The organism is Sphingobium sp. SA2 (assembly GCF_032227065.1).
Taxonomy (GTDB): Bacteria; Pseudomonadota; Alphaproteobacteria; order Sphingomonadales; family Sphingomonadaceae; genus Sphingobium.
On sequence record NZ_JAPMXX010000001.1, the window covers coordinates 251,960 to 269,085 of the forward strand.

General features: G+C 63.7%; 16 protein-coding genes. 6 read left to right on the top strand and 10 right to left on the bottom strand.

The genetic code is table 11. The annotated features are described in order from the left end of the window. Window positions 1-7: 7 nt before the first annotated feature. Together OVY48_RS01295 and OVY48_RS01300 are read right to left on the bottom strand one after the other, a co-directional pair. On the bottom strand, window positions 8-679 hold the full coding sequence (locus OVY48_RS01295) for an SDR family NAD(P)-dependent oxidoreductase (protein WP_313921693.1): 672 nt from the start codon (window positions 677-679) through the stop codon (window positions 8-10). A gap of 27 nt (window positions 680-706) precedes the next feature. Then, complete coding sequence (locus tag OVY48_RS01300; protein WP_313921694.1) at window positions 707-2,155, bottom strand: NAD-dependent succinate-semialdehyde dehydrogenase; 1,449 nt, start codon at window positions 2,153-2,155, stop codon at window positions 707-709. Here OVY48_RS01300 and OVY48_RS01305 point away from each other — a divergent pair. Both OVY48_RS01305 and OVY48_RS01310 read left to right on the top strand, forming a co-directional pair. Continuing rightward, window positions 2,154-2,378: a hypothetical protein gene (locus OVY48_RS01305; protein ID WP_313921695.1), complete on the top strand. Its 225-nt coding sequence runs from the start codon at window positions 2,154-2,156 to the stop codon at window positions 2,376-2,378. The two genes, OVY48_RS01300 and OVY48_RS01305, sit on opposite strands and share 2 nt — an antisense overlap. Window positions 2,379-2,412: 34 nt before the next feature. Then, the gene (locus OVY48_RS01310; protein ID WP_313921696.1) at window positions 2,413-3,471 is read left to right on the top strand and encodes a hypothetical protein; all 1,059 of its coding nucleotides are present in this window, start codon (window positions 2,413-2,415) and stop codon (window positions 3,469-3,471) included. A 429-nt stretch (window positions 3,472-3,900) separates the two neighbouring features. Here the strand turns inward: OVY48_RS01310 and OVY48_RS01315 are convergent, their stop codons facing one another. The 6 genes from OVY48_RS01315 to OVY48_RS01340 form a co-directional block, all read right to left on the bottom strand. Continuing rightward, window positions 3,901-5,088, bottom strand: coding sequence for a replication initiator protein A (locus OVY48_RS01315; protein WP_409592942.1), 1,188 nt, complete (start codon window positions 5,086-5,088; stop codon window positions 3,901-3,903). A gap of 155 nt (window positions 5,089-5,243) precedes the next feature. After that, window positions 5,244-6,260 carry a ParB/RepB/Spo0J family partition protein gene (locus OVY48_RS01320; protein ID WP_096062799.1) on the bottom strand — a complete coding sequence of 339 codons (1,017 nt, stop codon included), beginning with the start codon at window positions 6,258-6,260 and terminating at the stop codon, window positions 5,244-5,246. After that, window positions 6,257-7,447, bottom strand: coding sequence for an AAA family ATPase (locus OVY48_RS01325; protein WP_313921698.1), 1,191 nt, complete (start codon window positions 7,445-7,447; stop codon window positions 6,257-6,259). Before OVY48_RS01325 ends, OVY48_RS01320 begins: the two co-directional genes overlap by 4 nt. Before the next feature lie 435 nt (window positions 7,448-7,882). Continuing rightward, on the bottom strand, window positions 7,883-8,431 hold the full coding sequence (locus OVY48_RS01330) for a nuclear transport factor 2 family protein (RefSeq protein WP_313921699.1): 549 nt from the start codon (window positions 8,429-8,431) through the stop codon (window positions 7,883-7,885). Continuing rightward, window positions 8,421-9,302 (bottom strand): SDR family NAD(P)-dependent oxidoreductase, encoded by an 882-nt coding sequence (locus OVY48_RS01335; protein WP_313921700.1) that lies wholly within the window; start codon window positions 9,300-9,302, stop codon window positions 8,421-8,423. Before OVY48_RS01335 ends, OVY48_RS01330 begins: the two co-directional genes overlap by 11 nt. Before the next feature lie 13 nt (window positions 9,303-9,315). After that, window positions 9,316-9,849 (bottom strand): nuclear transport factor 2 family protein, encoded by a 534-nt coding sequence (locus OVY48_RS01340; protein ID WP_313921701.1) that lies wholly within the window; start codon window positions 9,847-9,849, stop codon window positions 9,316-9,318. Window positions 9,850-10,053: 204 nt separating this feature from the next. Here OVY48_RS01340 and OVY48_RS01345 point away from each other — a divergent pair, with 204 nt between their 5' ends. Beyond that, a complete protein-coding gene (locus OVY48_RS01345; protein WP_313922040.1) occupies window positions 10,054-11,226 on the top strand; it encodes a MaoC family dehydratase N-terminal domain-containing protein in 1,173 nt (390 codons plus the stop codon). A gap of 30 nt (window positions 11,227-11,256) precedes the next feature. Here OVY48_RS01345 and OVY48_RS01350 read toward each other — a convergent pair whose 3' ends face one another. Beyond that, entirely contained in the window at window positions 11,257-12,309 is a 1,053-nt protein-coding gene (locus OVY48_RS01350; protein ID WP_313921702.1) for an oxidoreductase, read from the bottom strand. Beyond that, window positions 12,302-13,024 (bottom strand): arylesterase, encoded by a 723-nt coding sequence (locus OVY48_RS01355; protein ID WP_313921703.1) that lies wholly within the window; start codon window positions 13,022-13,024, stop codon window positions 12,302-12,304. Before OVY48_RS01355 ends, OVY48_RS01350 begins: the two co-directional genes overlap by 8 nt. Here OVY48_RS01355 and OVY48_RS01360 point away from each other — a divergent pair. The 3 genes from OVY48_RS01360 (at window position 13,023) to OVY48_RS01370 (ending at window position 17,059) form a co-directional block, all read left to right on the top strand. Continuing rightward, window positions 13,023-13,724: an ABC transporter ATP-binding protein gene (locus OVY48_RS01360; RefSeq protein ID WP_313921704.1), complete on the top strand. Its 702-nt coding sequence runs from the start codon at window positions 13,023-13,025 to the stop codon at window positions 13,722-13,724. The two genes, OVY48_RS01355 and OVY48_RS01360, sit on opposite strands and share 2 nt — an antisense overlap. After that, on the top strand, window positions 13,721-16,234 hold the full coding sequence (locus tag OVY48_RS01365) for an ABC transporter permease (RefSeq protein WP_313921705.1): 2,514 nt from the start codon (window positions 13,721-13,723) through the stop codon (window positions 16,232-16,234). The genes OVY48_RS01360 and OVY48_RS01365 overlap by 4 nt, the downstream gene beginning before the upstream one ends. Window positions 16,235-16,351: 117 nt before the next feature. Further along, on the top strand, window positions 16,352-17,059 hold the full coding sequence (locus OVY48_RS01370; protein ID WP_313921706.1) for a cupin domain-containing protein: 708 nt from the start codon (window positions 16,352-16,354) through the stop codon (window positions 17,057-17,059). The last annotated feature ends 67 nt before the right edge of the window (window positions 17,060-17,126 follow it).

The window sequence follows — 17,126 nt, forward strand, 5'->3', positions numbered from 1 at the left end:
CAGCATCTCAAACCCGACCCGTCACGGGGATCAGCGCGCCCGTAATCGCGTCCGCAGCGGGCGACAGGAGGAAAGCCGCCACCCCCGCCAGTTGCGTCGGCGTTACCCAGTTTCCAAAGTCCGCGTCGGGCATGTCGGCGCGATTGGCCGGGGTGTCGAGAATGCTGGGCAGGATCGCATTGACCCGCACCCCCTGCGCCTTCACCTCTTCCGCCAGCGCTTCGGTCAGCCGGGCGACGCCGGACTTGGACGCAGCATAGGCCCCCATCCCTGCCGCCGCCTTCGTGGCCGCCGCCGCGCCGATATTGACGATCGCCCCTCCGCTCGCAGTAAGCAGCGGCAGCAATGCGCGGCTGGCGATCAGCGCCGTGCGGACATTCATGGCATAGAGCCTGTCCCAGGTCGCGACGCTGCCATCCGCCACCGTTTCCCAGGCAAAGCCGCCCGCGATATTCACCAGTCCATCGAGCTGGCCCAGTTCGGCCGAAATCCGCGCAGCCGCGCCGGCCATCGCCGCTTCATCGGTCAGATCGACCCCGCCGAGCGCCAGCGCGACGCCGTCCGCAGCGACCTCGCCCAGATCGATGCCCACGACCGTCCACCCGGCGGCCCCCAATATCTCCACCGTCTTGCGCCCCAATGCGCCCGCCGCGCCGGTTACCGCCACTATGCCTGTCATTGCCCTGCCCTCTCCCTGGTCCGCGCCTTAAAGGCCCGCCATGCACATATATTTCATCTCGACATAATCTTCGATGCCATGGCGCGACCCTTCACGGCCCATGCCGGACTGTTTGATGCCGCCAAAGGGTGCCACCTCAGTCGAGATCAGCCCGGTATTGATGCCGACCATGCCGACCTCCAGAGCCTCCCCGACCCGCCAGGCACGGGCTAGGTCGCGGGTATAGAAATAGCCCGCCAGCCCGACCTCGGTATCATTGGCCAGCGCGACCGCTTCTTCCTCCGTATCGAACAGGAACAGCGCCGCGAGCGGGCCGAAGGTTTCATCCTGTGCCAGCAGCATGTCGGGCGTGCAGTCTGCAACGACAGTGGGTTCGTAGAAGCTGTGCCCCAGTGCGTGTCGATGCCCTCCCGTGACGATCCGACCGCCCTTGGCCAGCGCGTCGGCAACATGCTCCTCCACCTTCTGGACCGCCTTATCGTCGATCAGCGGTCCTTGGGCGACGCCCTCCTGCGTGCCCGGCCCCACTTTCAGCTGTTTGACGGCGGCCGCCAGCTTCTGTTCGAACGCGGGCGCAACCTCTCGCTGCACCAGGATGCGGTTGACGCATACGCAGGTCTGGCCACTGTTGCGATATTTGGACGCCATCGCCCCTTCGACCGCCGCATCCAGGTCGGCATCGGCAAAGACGATGAAGGGCGCGTTACCACCCAGCTCCATCGACAGCTTCTTCATCGTCGGCGCGCATTGCGCCATCAGCGTCTTGCCGACCTCGGTCGATCCGGTGAAACTCAATTTGCGGACCAGCGGGCTGGCCGTCAGTTCGCCGCCGATCACCCGCGACGATCCGGTGACGACGTTGAACACGCCTGCTGGCACCCCTGCCCTTTCCGCCAGCACCGCCAGCGCCAGTGCGGTCAACGGCGTCTGGGTCGCGGGCTTCAGCACCATCGTACAGCCCGCCGCCAGCGCAGGCGCCGCCTTGCGCGTGATCATCGCTGCCGGGAAGTTCCAGGGCGTGATCGCGGCGACGACGCCGACCGGTTGCTTGACGACGACGATACGGCTGTCTGCGCGGTGGCTGGGGATCACTTCGCCATAGAGGCGCTTGGCCTCTTCGGCGAACCATTCGATGAAACTCGCGGCATAGCCGATCTCGCCCTTGGCCTCGGCCAGCGCCTTGCCCTGCTCGCGCGTCAGGATCATCGCCAGGTCATCCTGATGCGTGATCAGCAGGTCGAACCAGCGCCGCAGGATGCGCGACCGTTCGGCCGCCGTCTTCGCCCGCCAGGCCGGGAGCGCCGCATCCGCCGCCGCGATCGCCGCCTGCGTTTCCGCAACGCCCAGATCGGGAATGAACGCGAGCGTCTCGCCCGTGGCCGGATCGGTTACCGCAATGCTGGGCGAACCGGTCCATGCGCCGTCGATCAGACATTGCTGGCGCAGCAGATCGCGGTCGGAAAGGGCAATGGTCATGAAGGCACCTCTAAATAGCGTGTCCGCCATCAACGCAGCGGGGCAGCAACAGGATGCACAGATGATCGGCACCCATCCCAGCGTCAACGCGCCGGATGACCGCCTGCCGAAGGATCGACACGGCGATCCTATTTATGACTTTCTATATCTGTTTTCCCGTTTAATTATACGCCGTATACAATTGTTATTAGACTATTTATATTGTTTTTCAGTTCGGATATGAATCGAACCTAGCGGCCTAGTATCGGATCATAGCCATGGCATCTCCCGATCATAATATGCTTCTCGCTTATGCCCAGGCGCAGGCGGCGATCGAACGGATCGAGGAGCGACGGCGGCTCAGTCCGGTGCGCCATCCCTGGCGAACACGGTGCCTGATCGCCGAGCGGCAGGCCTTGGCCCGCATCGACGGACAGGTGCTGGACGACCTGGATATCGAGGTAGGCGCAAGGGGAGCGGTCTCCACCTCGCATTTCGATCTAAGCGCCGCGCGCGATAGCATCGGCACCGCCATCGGCCTGGAGGCACTGGTGCAGGATGGACCTGCGCTGTTGCGCTGGCTCGGACAAGACCGCCATCCGACAACTGGCGGGCGCACCATCGGGGACCAGCTGATGGCGATCGAACGATGGCAACGAGACGCCCGCGCCCTGCCCCCCTCCCCGCCCCTTCTTCACAGTGCCGATCTGGCCCGCCTCTGGCGCCACCACGCCCCCCTGGGACGGGGCGATCTGGTCGCGAGCCTGTTGATCGGCGATCGTTGGGGACCGGGCCGATGGGATGGCTCGGCCGGAGGACTGACGGCGATGGGGCTTGAGCGCAGCCACGCCCCTTGGCTACTGGCTCAGGGTGATCAACTTTCACTGCTTTGGTTGAAGGCGATTGCGGCGGGTGCGCAGGTCCAGCTTGATCTGGAGATGCGGCTAAGGAGCTATGCGAAGCGCGCGATGGGCCATGTCGCCGGGCGGCGGCGTCCGGGGAAATTGAAGGATGTGCTGCTGCTCGCCATGGCACGGCCGCGCGTCACCAGTCGGCAGGTCGCCGCCGCGCTGGGCCTGACATCGGCTGGCGCGATCAAGCTGTTGACGATTGCCTCCGATCTTGGACTGCTGATCGAACAATCTGGCCAAGCAAGCTATCGCAGCTACGCGATACCCGTGTCTCTATCTTACAGCCCCTGCCCTCCTCCAGCCCGCCTCAAGATCGGCATGAGGATGAATTTTGGTCGTACGATGGGAAAAATGAGGCCTCGCCAGAGCCTCTCTGAGAGCCAACAAGGCGGCGTCAGGTACCAATCTGTGCCGAAGAGTCTGTAGCGCCTCAGAAGGCCTATACGGCCAATTTTCGCTAATTCTCTTTTTGTTCTGCTGAGTCGGTACGCAAATTTCGTGAGGGATAGGCGGGAGCGTCCCCCGATGTCCGAAGGCGTGATTCTAAAAACACGTTTGCTGCATCGTGCAGCCCGAACCAACGACCGGGCGGGCCGGATAGATCAAGGCCTATATGGCTTAACTAGTTTTGACCGATCGTCATCTCGCTATGCGACGTGTTTTCAGAATCACCGCGATAAAGCGCTTGCGACCCGAAAGGTTTGAATGCCGATCTGCCTAAGTCACGCAATTGCGCGGTCTTTGACGTGGTTGCCGAACGATACGGGCGAATGCCGACAGACCAGCCATCGGTTTTATGAAATTTCGAAAACACGTCGAAGGTCGATAGGGAAGGGCGCTAGCCGCCGTCTTCCATCAAAGCCGATATTTATTCCGGCGATGATGCTCCTTCACGAAGCCATAGAAACGCTTGGAATAGTTGCGCGGCAGTTCGGCGGGATTTTGGCCAAGAAAGGCGTCGAACCGCCGCATCAGTTCGTCATAGTCCCAACCCGGAAAATCAGCCCGAATGGCCGCGTAAATGTCTGGATCGAGCATCTTGCTGGCGCTGGAGCTGCGGGCAGGGGAGGGGGGTCGCGCGCCACCGGTCGACGCGCTGACGCGGGCGGGCCGATCGGCAACCCGCATCCCTTCCGACACGCGAGAGATGAGTCCAAGCGCCAGGCCGGCATCGACCATATCATCCTTCGCGCTGGCCACACTCGCAGTCGCTTTGCGTTTGCGGCCGAGCTGTTCGGCAAGGTGGCGACGCATGACCATCTTCATCTTCGGTCGTGCGCTATCGCCATCGATCACATCCAAGCTGATATCGGGCAGGTCGTTGCCCTTAGCCAGCTCCAGCAGCTTGCGCTTGAATACGGGATAGCTGCTCTCGCTACCGCTTTTCTGGTGGAGGGTTTCAAAGCCGATCGTGAAGCCCTCGGCACCATTGCCGCCCGCATGTTTGCGCGATGCGCGATAGAGCCATTTGCCAAGGCCGCTCGTAATCTCGAAATAGAGCGGGGAGATGGACAGGATATTGCGCTTATCCATCACGCCATCGAAAAACCATTTCGACAGGGTGATCTCCATGCCAAGCGACCGTTGCGTCCGCTCGTCCACGAGATGGGTGTAGCTGTCGATCCAGGAAAAGGTCGTCTCCCGGCTTTTGGCACTAGCGCGGATATTGGTCTTGATCGTGGTGGCCTGCAGCCGGTCGAGCGCACTCACCAGGCGCTCATAAGCACGCCCGCTGGTGCCCCAGCATATGCGTTTGAGCAGATCGCCGGGCTGGATTCGAATGACCGGCGACAATTCATTCTGCCCCCGCTCGCGCAATTCATTCAGGTGAGAGGCGAGATAGATCATGATGTCGGCGTCCCAGATTGTCGCCATGCCATAGGTGGGATTGGCAGAGACATGGACGGTTACCGACTTGTCGGGACTGATATATTCGATGGGCTTCACGCGCCTGCGCTTCGACAGGCTGAAGAAGGGCCGCTGCATCGTCTCCTGATAATCGCGCAGCGAAATGTCGCTGAAATCAGGCAGAGTGAAGAACATTTCGAACTGGACCTTGCGCTCTTTCAGCGCCGTCTTGAGTTCGCCCTCTTGTTCCACCACTATGATCCCATTTGCCTTCCCCCCAGGGGGAAAATCCATATAACAATATGAAATATAACGATAATATGGCTATTCTTAGCTTTTCACACCCACACCTAGCGCCGCTTGGCCGTGCAGATCTTCGCCCGTTCAATGATGGGGCGCAGCGCCGCCAAAATCTCGTCCACCGACAAGTCCGATGGCGACAGGGACAGCGTCAATATCTTCTGCTGATCCTTTTCCACCTGACCGATCGCAGCACCAACCGGGCTTTCGATCGCGGCTTTCTGGACCCGGCCCTTGGCAACCATGGCCTTGAGCAAGCGCGCCATGACCTCCGGCCCGGCAATCGGCTGCTCATCCCCGGATCGGCGAAAACTCTGTTCGGACGCGATCTGCTCAGCCGCCGCCTCCAGCTTCGCCCGCGACGACGGATCGCGCAGCAACGGCAGCAACTTCTCGGCATATTTCGCCTGAAGGTCCATCGGCGAATGAAAGGCGCTGACAAGGGCAGGGGGAATTTCGGTCAGCGCAATATAGCGCGAGAGCTGCGACTTAGAAATCTTGAGCCGCTCGGCCATGCGCAATTGCACGCCGCCATAGAAATTATCGACCGCCGCCTTGTAGTTCATGCCGCGCTCAAGGTCGGAAATATCCTCGCGCTCACGGTTCTCGATGTCCGCCAACCGGAACGCGGCCTCATCGTCCAGATCCTCGATAATCGCGATCAGTTCGATGTCGGGATAATGATTGGCGTTGAGCCAGGCGATCGCCCAGTGCCGCCGCGTTCCGGTGACCAGTTCGTACGGCAGTTCGGCATTGGGCGTGCGCCGGACCACCGCAGGCACCCGATTGCTGCCTTCGGCCAGGATCGAGTCGATCAGGCTGCGCAACCGATGCTCGTCCAGCATCGAATAGTCGCGCGCATTGCCAGGCCAGACCGAACATTCAGACGGCTTCAACCGGATCGTCGGTCGCTTGACGATCCGCGCTGCCTCACCAAAGGCTTCCAACCGCTTGTTGGTGAAATTGGTGCGCGGCGCGGCCGGGCTTGGCTCGCTCGTCGCCGGGGGAGGGGCCGGATCGTTCAGCGCCGATGCCAAAGCTTCGCTGATGAGGGAACGACGGCTCATGCCGCCACGCCCACGCTGGAATCAGCGGTCAGGCTGGTCGATGGCCATTGCTGGCGGATCTGTTGTTCAACCTCGGCAAAGACCGAGTCCAGATTGTCGCGGCAGCGCGTATAGGTCTGGTGCGACGCGGAGGGCTTGGATTCATAGATGGACCGAAACGCCTGGGTCGCATTCTTGATTTCCTCGGACGCGAGGATGGGTTGTCCCAGCAGCAATCCCGCATAGGTCGCCTGCATGATCCGCCACATGTCGTTCTCGCCAGGCTTGCTCGGCGAGAAGGCGGAACAGACGACGCGGATGAAGCCATAATCGACTGGCGTGCCATTTTCTTCGAGAATTTCGATATTGTCCGCGATCGTATCCATGAAATGGATGGTGGACAGATAATCGAGCTGCCGCGCGGGCACAGGGATCAGCAGGCCGGTTGCCGCCGCCATCACGTTGAGGCCAAGGAAGCCCATAGCTGGCGGCGGATCGAGCAGAATGACGTCAAAATCCTTGGTCACGCTGGCAATGCCGATGCGCAGCGCCTGCAAACCCTCCCGCACCGCCTGCCCGCCTTCGCGCAGGGTCGCGGTCAGATCCCATTCGGCATCCTGCAAGCCCAGGCTCGATGGTACGATCTTGATCGTCGGCCAGGGGGTGTCGCGGATGGTCTGCGAAAAGTCGCTGAAGGTGCTCCGCGGCGACAGGAACGCGCCCAATGTCTGTTCGTCGTCGATCAGCGTTTCAGGCTGAATGTCGAACATGGTCGTCGTCGACGCCTGCGGATCGCAATCGATCACCAGCACGCGATAGCCATGCAACGCCAGATAATCGGCGAGATGCTTGGTGATCGTGCTCTTGCCGACCCCGCCTTTGAAATTCTGCACCGCCAGCACGACGGCATCCTCATCGGGTTGCTTGCCGACATGGATGCCCAGCGCCTCGCGGATATGGGTCAGGTCTTCGAGTGTGTAGTAGCGGCGGCCATTGGCCTGCTGCTTGGGCTGGGGCAGGCGCCCTTTGGCCTCCGCCTTGGCTAGCGCTTCGGGTGTCCGGCCGATCAGTTCGGCGGCGACGGTCGGGCCAAAACTGATATCGAGCGTCTTGTGATTGTCCGGCCGGAACACGATCGTCTTGATGTGATCGCGCATTTGCTGGCAAGCGGTGGTGACGTTCCGCAATGTGTTGACCGTAAACGACATGATGCCCCTCAGCGCCGAATCACGACTGTTGAAAATGGTTGGCGTTTAATGCCTTCATTTTCGCGTCAAAGTCAAACCGTAGCAGATGACTGTTGGGAATTGCCACTTGCGGCGTTGCGGTAGCCTCAAACGACAACCTTTGCAGTGTCGCGCATCGGAAGGGTCTAGAGCCCCCTGATAGCCCTTCAACCTCTATCCATGCGCTGCGCGTGGTCTGGATAGCAAACCTGCCCCCCATTCGCCGGTCAATCGGCTTAGGGGATTTATTCGGAGATTAGCAAAGTTAGCGCCATCGTCACGCATCTGTAACGCAACCGTCATCGCGAGTCGCAGCACGACCGATGAAACCGATCCCACGTCTGATCCAATCCGATAGCACGACCAAGCGATTCCGAAACCACGATGCATCCGCGTTGATAACACGTTGGATACCGGTCATTCAGGGACGTGGCTAGGCCGGTTATTGACCAGCGGCCTCAGATAGGAAGGGTCGCTGCCGTCGCGCGCCGATACGCCATTGGCCGCAATGCCGGGCCAGTCGGCAAAAGGAAGGGGCAGGGTGGGGACCAGGCCCGACCATTCGATGATATTGGTGCGCAGCGCGATCTTCCAGTGGCCCTCCCGCTTTTCCAGCCGATCGAGATAGCGACCGCCCGCAACCCAATTGCTGGCATCGCGGTTGCGCCCGACGAACAGATAGTAGGTTTCGACATGGGCTTGGGCACCGTCAATGTCGATCATCTGGTTCAACAGATTATGATGCGTCGCCTCCTGCCCGGCATCATGCAGCCCCGTTGCCCAGTCATAGAGCGCCTCGGCCCCACCCACGAACGGCCCGGCCGCAATGGTCGCGTCGGAATGAAAGGCCGACAGGAACAAGGCCCGGTCGAACCGGTCCATGCCGCGGGCGAAGCGGACGATGCAGTCGGCGATATCCTGCCGATCAAGCAGCGCGTCCAGCCGCGCCATACGCTCAACGTCCATGGCCAGCCTCCGCGATTGGCCGCCAGATCGGCGATCCCCGTTCGGCGCGCAGTGACGGGATGGTCTTCCCGTCAATATCGCTAATGCCATAGTCCCGCGCGACTTCGGCGGTAATGAACGTGCCGCCCGACCGCGCCATGATCGAAGGATCGGCCGCCAGCGCGGCGATGACGCGGCCCGGAAATTCAGGCGAGCAGCCGACCAGCGGGTTGGTGACGGTGCGTGCCTGCATGGCGGGGTCGGCGGCCAGATTGCGGTTCGCGCGCTCGGTAAAGGTCAGCCCTTGCCAGAGCGAGAGCGAGGCAACGCCATGCGGCTCCAGTTCGATCGCCATGTCCCGCGCCATCCGGTCGACCGCCGACTTGGCGGTGCCGAATATTGTGCCATAGGTGTAGGTGACGCCGACATAGCCCGAAATCGCGACGATCAGCCCAGAGCGCTGCGGTGCCATGATCTTCGCCGCGTGCCAGGCGGCGGTGAAATTGGACCGCACGCCTACATCCACCATCTGCCAGTTGGACAGCGGCTTTTCCCAGAAGGGCAGGGGGGTGGTCAGGTCTTCGGGCAAGGCGAAGGCGTTGTTGACGAGAATGTCGAGCCGACCCTGTTCCTGCACAACCCTCTCGAACAGCGCCGCCACCTGCACGTCGTCGCCATGATCGACCGCGACCGCTATGCCCCGCCCGCCGCGCGCCTCGCACTGCGCCGCGGTCTCGCCGACCGTGCCGGGCAGGTCATGCGCGCCGGGAGTGACCGTGCGCCCGGTCACATAAACGGTCGCGCCTTGCTCGGCGAGCGCAAGCGCGATCCCCTTGCCGATCCCCCGGCTTGCGCCCGTCACCACGGCTACCTTGCCTGTCAATTGTCCCATCGCCTGTCTGTCCTCAATCGGCTTGCGCGAAAAACATGTCGCTGAAATCGCCTGCCACCCGGCCGGTGAAATGCGGCGCGCTGAACGGCATTCCCATCAACCCTTGCGACCAGTCGGCGGCCGCGCCTGCATCCTGGCACCAATCGTAGAGCATGGTCCGTTTCGCGATCCGCCAGACACCCGTCCGTCGCGCCATCGCGTCGAGATAACGGCCGCCAAGCCACATATCGCGCGCGCCTTCGCCCGCATCGATCCGGTGATAGGCGCTGACATGGGTTTCGATCTTCGCCACATCGCCGTCGATCTGGATCAGGCTTTGTCCCAATATATGCTGGGTCACGGCGATCGCGTCGGACCCCGGCACCACCCAGGCGAGATAGGCGTCGAAATCGCCCGCAAAAATGCCATAATCGACCGTCGCATCGGGCCAGAAGCACGCGCGGATCAGCGCCGCATCGCGCCGGTCCTCACCCCGCGCCAGTCGCGCCAGGCAATCGCCTATCGCCATCCGGTCAGCCAGCGGCCGCCAGGCTTCGCCATCAGCCATGGCTCCAATCTCCCTCATTCCCGCAATTGCCATGGATCCGATATGGACGGCTTCGCACCCGCTCGACAGCAGCGCGCCCGGATATCGGCCCGGCGATAACCCCGCCATCGGTCGGCCAAGCTGGTTTTCCATCGCTGCCTGCGCGTGCATCATTAGGGCGTGCCCCTGCTCAGGAAGGGGCGGATCATGAGCAGGAGAGACAGTGTGAGCAGCCCGACGCTAGATTGTTCGGATATCGACCAATATCTGGGCAAGCCGATCCAGCCCGCCCGCATGGTGGAGCCGATCGCCAATAACGATATCCGCCGCTGGGTGCAGGCGATGCACTATCCCAACCGCCTCCATTATGATGCGGGCTATGCCGCGCAAAGCCGCTGGGGCGGGCTGGTCGCGCCGCAGAGTTTTGCCGTGACGATGGATTGCGGCCATGGCTCCGCACCCGCCTGCGTCGGCGGCATCCCCAACAGTCACCTGCTGTTCGGCGGTGACGAATGGTGGTTTTATGGCCCGCGCATGCAGGGCGGCGACCGCATCTGGAACGAGCGGATTCCCTTCGACTATACCGTCAAGGACACCAAATTCGCTGGCCCCACCTGTTTCCAGCGCGGCGACAATTTCTATTATAATCAGGCTGGCGACCTGATCTGTAAGCAGCGTTCGACGACGATCCGCTACAATCAGGAAGCGGGCAAGGATAATGCGCCGACCGATGGCTTCGATGATCCGGTGTGGACAGATGACGACCTGGAATCGCTTGAAGCGCGCAAGATGGAATGGATCCAGATGCTGCACGATCTGGGCCATGACCGGCGCTGGTGGGACGATGTCACGATCGGCGCGGCCTTGCCCGAACGGGTGATCGGCCCGCATTCGATCGTGTCCTTCACCACGGAATGGCGTGCCTATAGCTTCACCCAATGGGGCGGCACCCATCGCCGTACCGACCTCGACATGGAAGCCTTGGGCTTCGTCAAGGAAATGGCGGGGCATGAAAATGATCCGGTGATGGAAGCGATCAACCCTGAATTTACCGATGGCGCTTATTTCGGCCCGTCGCGCGGGCATCTCTTCCCGCGTTGGGCGCGCTTCATCGGCATGCCGCGCGGCTATGGCTATGGCGCGTCGATGGGGGCGTGGATCACCGATTATTTCGCGGGTTGGGCAGGGGAGTGGGGCATGGTGCGCCATTCCGCCTGCAACTATCGCGGGCCTGCGCTGACGGGCGACATTACGGTAACGACCGGCACCATCCTCGACAAGTTCGTCGATGAGGAAGGCCGCCATATGGTGCAGCTCGATTGTCGCCTGATGAACCAGGCCGGTGTGACGCTGGCGACGGCCAAGGCCGAAGTCGAATTGCCCAAAAAGCCTGGCTGATCGGATCGACCCTCCCCGACAAGGGGAGGGTCAGTCGGTCAGCGGTAGCGCCACCTGCCTGCCGTCTCGTGCGGAAATCTGTGCTGCCTCCACCACTTCCTGCACCGCAACGGCGTCTTCCAGCGTGACGGGAAGGGGCGTGCCCGACAGGATCGCCGCCGCCATCTGCGCATAATAATCTTGCTGACAGCCCGCGAGCGCAGGCCGCACAGTCCTGCCGCCTTGCCTATCATAGACGACAACCGGATCATCATCCGCACCCCAGCCCGGATCGCCGGGGCGCAATCCGGCCACGAGCTGCGCTTCCTGCTGGTCGAGCCGCATCTTGACCAGCGTACCGCCCTGCCCATGCACGAGGAAGCGCGGGCTGCCGCCGGCCTCTCCTGCAGGCGCGCTCATGCTGGCATGCAATATGACCCGCATCCCGGCATAGCGCAGCACGACATGCGCCCAGTCGTCCGATGGCGATCCGTCCCGCAAGGCGGCAATGTCGGCGCTCACGCCATCGGGGCGCCCGAACAGGGCCAGCGCCTGATCGACCAGATGTGGTCCGAGGTCGAACCATATGCCTGACCCAGCCGATCCATCCTCGCGCCATCTATCGCGCACGTCCGGCCGGAAACGGTCGAAATGCGATTCGAAATGGGTAATGCGCCCGACCACGCCTTCGGCAATGGCCGCGCGGATGCTCAGGAAATCGCTGTCGAACCGGCGATTGTGGAAAACCGCGAGCAGTTTCCCGCATTCGCCCGCCAAGGCGGCGAGATCGCGCGCCTGTTGCAGCGAAAGCGCGAACGGCTTGTCCACCACGACATGCTTGCCCGCGCGCAACGCCTCCGCCGCCAGATCGGCATGTGTCGCGCTGGGCGTCGCGATCACCACCAGGTCGATGGCGGGGTCGGCGAAAATCTCGGCCGGTGTCGCTACGCACGCAATGGCCGGGTCCAGGGCCGCAACCTCGTCCACCCGGCTCGTGCTGATCGTCGTCAGCCGCATGGCCGGAACGGCGCGCAACAAAGGCGCATGAAAGACGCGACCCGCCAGACCATAGCCGACCAGTCCGACCTGGATCACATCAGTCACGCAAGGCGCCTTCGACGATCGGCGTCAGCTTGCCGACGATCACTTCCACCCCCTTGTCATTGGGATGAATGCCATCGGGCAATTGCAGTGCCCGGTCGCCAATCACCCCGTCCAGCATGGAGGGATAGAGCGTCGCGTCATATTTCGTCGCCAGCGTCGGGAAGATCGGATTGAAGGCGGCGGCATAATCCGGCCCCATATTGGGCGAGGCAAGCATGCCGGTCAGCAGCACCGGAATGTCGCGCTTCTTCAACTCGGCAAGGATCGCGTCCAGATTGTCGCGCGTCGTTTCGGGACTCAATCCGCGCAGCATGTCATTGCCGCCAAGCCCCACCAGCATCAGGTCCGGCTTGCGCGCCAGCCCGTCGAGCGTGAAGGCGAGCCGCGCCAGACCCGCCGCGCTGGTATCGCCCGACACCCCGGCATTGACGACCTGCGCTTGCATGCCGCGGGCCGCCAAAGCCTGCTCCAGCATCGGGGCCAGCCCCTTGCCCTGGTCCAGATTATAGCCCGCATAAAGACTGTCGCCGAACGCCACCACCAGCTTGCCATCGGCTACCGGCGCAGCGGCGGGCGCGGCCTGCGCGCTGTTGGCGACCTGGGGCGGCGGGGGCGGCGGGGGAGTGTTGTCCGAACAGCCGCTCGCCAGTTGGACAATCAGCGCCAACGCCCCATATTGCGATATTCTGCCCGCCAAGGAGCGCTCCTTATTCATGCATATGCCTATCGATCCCGCCACTATCGCGATCCGCGCGCATAATGTCACCCTCTCGCTTGGCACACGCGACGCGCCGGTCGAGATATTGAAGGGCGTCGATCTCACCTTGTTGCGCGGCGAGAGCATCGCGATCCTGGGCGCATCGGGATCGGGTAAAAGCTCGCTGATGGCGGTGCTGTGCGGACTCGAACGCGCGACCGGCGGCGATGTGCATATTGGCGGCGTCGATTTCGGCGCGCTCGATGAGGACGCCCTGGCCCGCGCCCGGCGCGGCCGCATCGGCATCGTGCTGCAGAGTTTCCATCTGCTCCCGACCATGACGGCGCTCGAAAATGTCGCCGTGCCGCTCGAACTGGCGGGCGTGTCCGATGCCTTCGCCCGCGCCGCCGATGAATTGCGCGCGGTCGGGCTTGGCCACCGGATCGATCATTACCCATCGCAATTGTCGGGCGGCGAACAGCAGCGTGTCGCCATCGCCCGCGCCGTCGCGCCGCGCCCGACCATCTTGTTCGCCGACGAACCCACCGGCAATCTCGACGCAACCACTGGCGTTACCATCATGGACCTTCTGTTCGACCGCCAGCGCGCGGCGGGCGCGACGCTCGTCATCATCACCCATGATCCGGCGCTCGCCGACCGTTGCGGCCGGATCATCGAAATGCGCGACGGCCAGATCGTTTCGGACCGCGCGGCGTGAGCGCGCTGGATTGGGCGTCGAGTTGGCGCATCGCCCGGCGCGATCTGCTCGGCCGGTTCCGGAGACTCCGCCTGCTCTTCCTCTGCCTGTTTCTGGGCGTCGCGACGCTCGCGGCGATCGGCAGCCTAACCTCGGCGATCACGCAGGAACTCAGCCAACGCGGGCAGGGGTTGCTCGGCGGGGACGTCGAAATCGCCATGACCCAGCGCGAAGCGGGAGAGGGCGACAAGGCCGCCTTCCGTCGCCTCGGTCGCTTGAGTGAAACCATCCGTTTGCGCGCCATGGCGCGGGGCGAGCGGCCGGACTCGGCGGCGGTGCTGACCGAACTCAAGGGCGTGGACAGCGCCTATCCGCTCTATGGCACGCTGGCCCTGCAAGGCGGCGTCTATCGCGCGCCGCTTGCCCCCGACCGCATCCTCATCGGCCCGGCGCTGGCCGACCGGCTGGCCGTCAAGCCCGGCGACCGCCTCGTCTATGGCACCGCCACTTTCACTATCGCCGACATCATCGCCGATGAGCCCGACCGGCTGGGCGAAGGCTTCACCCTCGGCCCGGTGGCGATCGTTTCACTGGACGGCTTGCGCCGCACCGGCCTGATCCAGCCCGGCAGCCTCTATGACAGCAAATATCGCCTTCGCCTGGCCCCCGGAGCCGACGCGCAGGCGGTGCGCGAGGATCTGGAAAAGCGTTACGCTTCGGCCGGATGGGAATATAAGGACCGCGATCGTGCCGCGCCCGGCGCCAGCCGTTTCATCGTCCGCATGGGTCAATTTCTTTCGCTCATCGGCCTCGCCGCGCTGGTGATCGCAGGCATCGGCGTCAGCAATGGCGTCGCCTCCTATCTCGCGCTCAAGCGCCCCGGCATCGCGACCTTCAAGGTCCTGGGCGCGACCTCCACCGACATTGCGCGCATTTATCTGCTTCAGATCGGCTGTGTCGCGCTGCTTGGCATTGCCTGCGGCTTGATCGTCGGCGCGCTCCTGCCGCCTGCCATCGTCGCACTGGCGGGCGATGTGCTGCCGGTCAGCCCCGGTTTCCAACTCCATCCCTTGCCGCTCGTCACCAGCGCTGCCTATGGCCTGTTGATCGCCTTCCTCTTCACCCTGCCGCCGCTTGCCCGTGCGCGGACCCAGCCGGCCGCGCTTCTCTTCCGTGGCGTGGTCGATGCGCGCCATGGCATCGACCGGCGCAGCCTGATCGCCATGACGGCGGCGGGCGCGCTGTTGGTCGCGCTGGCGCTCGGCACCGCGCGCGATCCGCTCTTTTCCGCCGCTGTTCTCGGCGCGACCGCAGCCGTCCTGCTCCTGTTGCTCGGCATCGGCTGGGGCGTGCGCCAGCTTGCCCTGCGCGCGCCGCGCCCGCGTCGGCCCTTGCTCCGCCTCGCGCTCGCCAATCTCCACCGCCCCGGCGCGCAGACCGCCGCGCTGATCGTCGCGCTCGGCCTGGCGCTGACCCTGTTCGTGACGCTGGCGGGTATCCAGACCAGCCTCGACAGTGAAATCCGCAACGTCGTGCCCAAGACGGCGCCGGCCCAGTTCGTCCTCGACATCCCATCGGGGGAGGGGGACCGCTTCCAGACGATCGTGCGCAGCCAAGCCCCCGACGCGCAGTTCAACATCGTCCCGGCGCTGCGCGGCACCATCGTCGCCTATGGCAATCAGCGCGTCACGGACCTGAAGGAACTGCCCGACGGTGCCTGGTTCCTGCGCGGCGAGCGCGGCATCACCTACAGCAAGACACTGCCCGAAGGCAGCGAACTGGTCGAGGGACAATGGTGGGCACCCGATTATGCCGGGCCGCCGCTCGTCTCGTTCGATGCGGAGGCGGCCAAGACGCTCGGCATCGGCGTTGGCGACACGCTGACCGTTAGCCTGCTGGGGCGGGAAATCACCGCGCGCATCACTTCCCTGCGCAAGATCAATTGGGAGACGATGGGCTTCAACTATATCATGGTCTTTTCGCCCGGCACCGTGTCCGCCGCGCCGCATAGCCTGGCCGCGACCATCACCATGGACCCGCGCCAGGACAATCAGGTCACGCGCGCCCTGCTCGCTGCCTTCCCCGGCGTCTCGGTGATCGCGGTGGGCGAGGTGATCGAGCAGGTCGGCGCGATCATGACGCAAATGTCCGCCGCCATCGTCGCGGCCGCCTCGGTTGCGATCCTCGCCGGGATCGCGGTGCTGGTGGGCGCCATCGCCGCCTCGCGCCAGGCGCGCAGCTATGACAGCGTGATATTGAAGACGCTCGGCGCAACCCGCTGGCAGATATTGGGCGGCCAGGCGCTCGAATATGGCCTGCTCGCCATGATGCTGGCGCTGGTCGCGCTGGCGCTCGGATCGGGCGCGGCCTGGTTCGTCATCGTCCAGATCTTCGATTTCACCTGGTCGCCCGACTGGCTGATCGTCCTCGCGACGCTGGGCGGCGGCGCATTGCTGACGCTCGGCATTGGCCTCGCCGGATCGATCCCCTTGCTGTCGGTGCGCCCGGCCACCGCCCTGCGGCAGCTTTGAACGTCGGGTTACACGCAAACGGCACCAAGCGCGGTTCGGCCTTATGCGCTTGGTGCAACCTGCCGCTGCCGCCGGGCTAGCTTCTCCCCAATCCGATTTTTTTGAGGGACAGCCACCATGACAACAACCGCAACCGCGACCCGCTCCTTTGTCGATCTGCGCGCCTGGGCGGCGGGCGCGCGCGTCGGGGCAGGGGAGGGCGATGCCTTCCTGTCCGCCCGCGCGCTGCTTCCCCAGCCCGAAGGTCCGGTCACGATTGGCCTGATCGCCCTGACGCAGGGCAGCGGCACGGTCGATGCCATGCCCGCCGACGAATTCATCATCGTCGAATCCGGCACGGTGCAGATCGACCAGCGCACGCTGAACGAAGGCGACAGCATGGTCCTGTGCGAAGGCGCGACGTTCGGCTGGACCGTGGCGTCGGGCGCGCGCCTGCTGTTCGTGCGCCGCACGGGCGGCTCGGTCGCCGATGGCCAGATCATCCCGATCGACACCCGCGCGGCGCTTGAACCTTCTGGCGCGCCGCTGGCCGAATTGCTGGTCGGGCCGACGCCCTCCTGCCGCAACTTCACCGACTATCGCTCGGCCGATGGCGAGTTCGTCTGCGGCACCTGGGATTCGACCCCCTATCATCGCCGTCCGATGACCTACCGCCATTATGAGCTGATGTATCTGCTCGACGGCAGCGTCACCTTCGTCGACGGCGCGGGCGCACAAGGCACGTTCGGCAAGGGCGACATCTTCCTGGTCGAACAGGGCGCGTCGTGCAGCTGGGACAGCCAGGTCCACGTCAAGAAAATCTACGCCATCTACCGCCCGGCATAAGCTCATACCCCGTTCGCTTCGAGCGAAGTCGAGAAGCCCGCGCGCGCATGTCTCGTCTTCGCTCGAC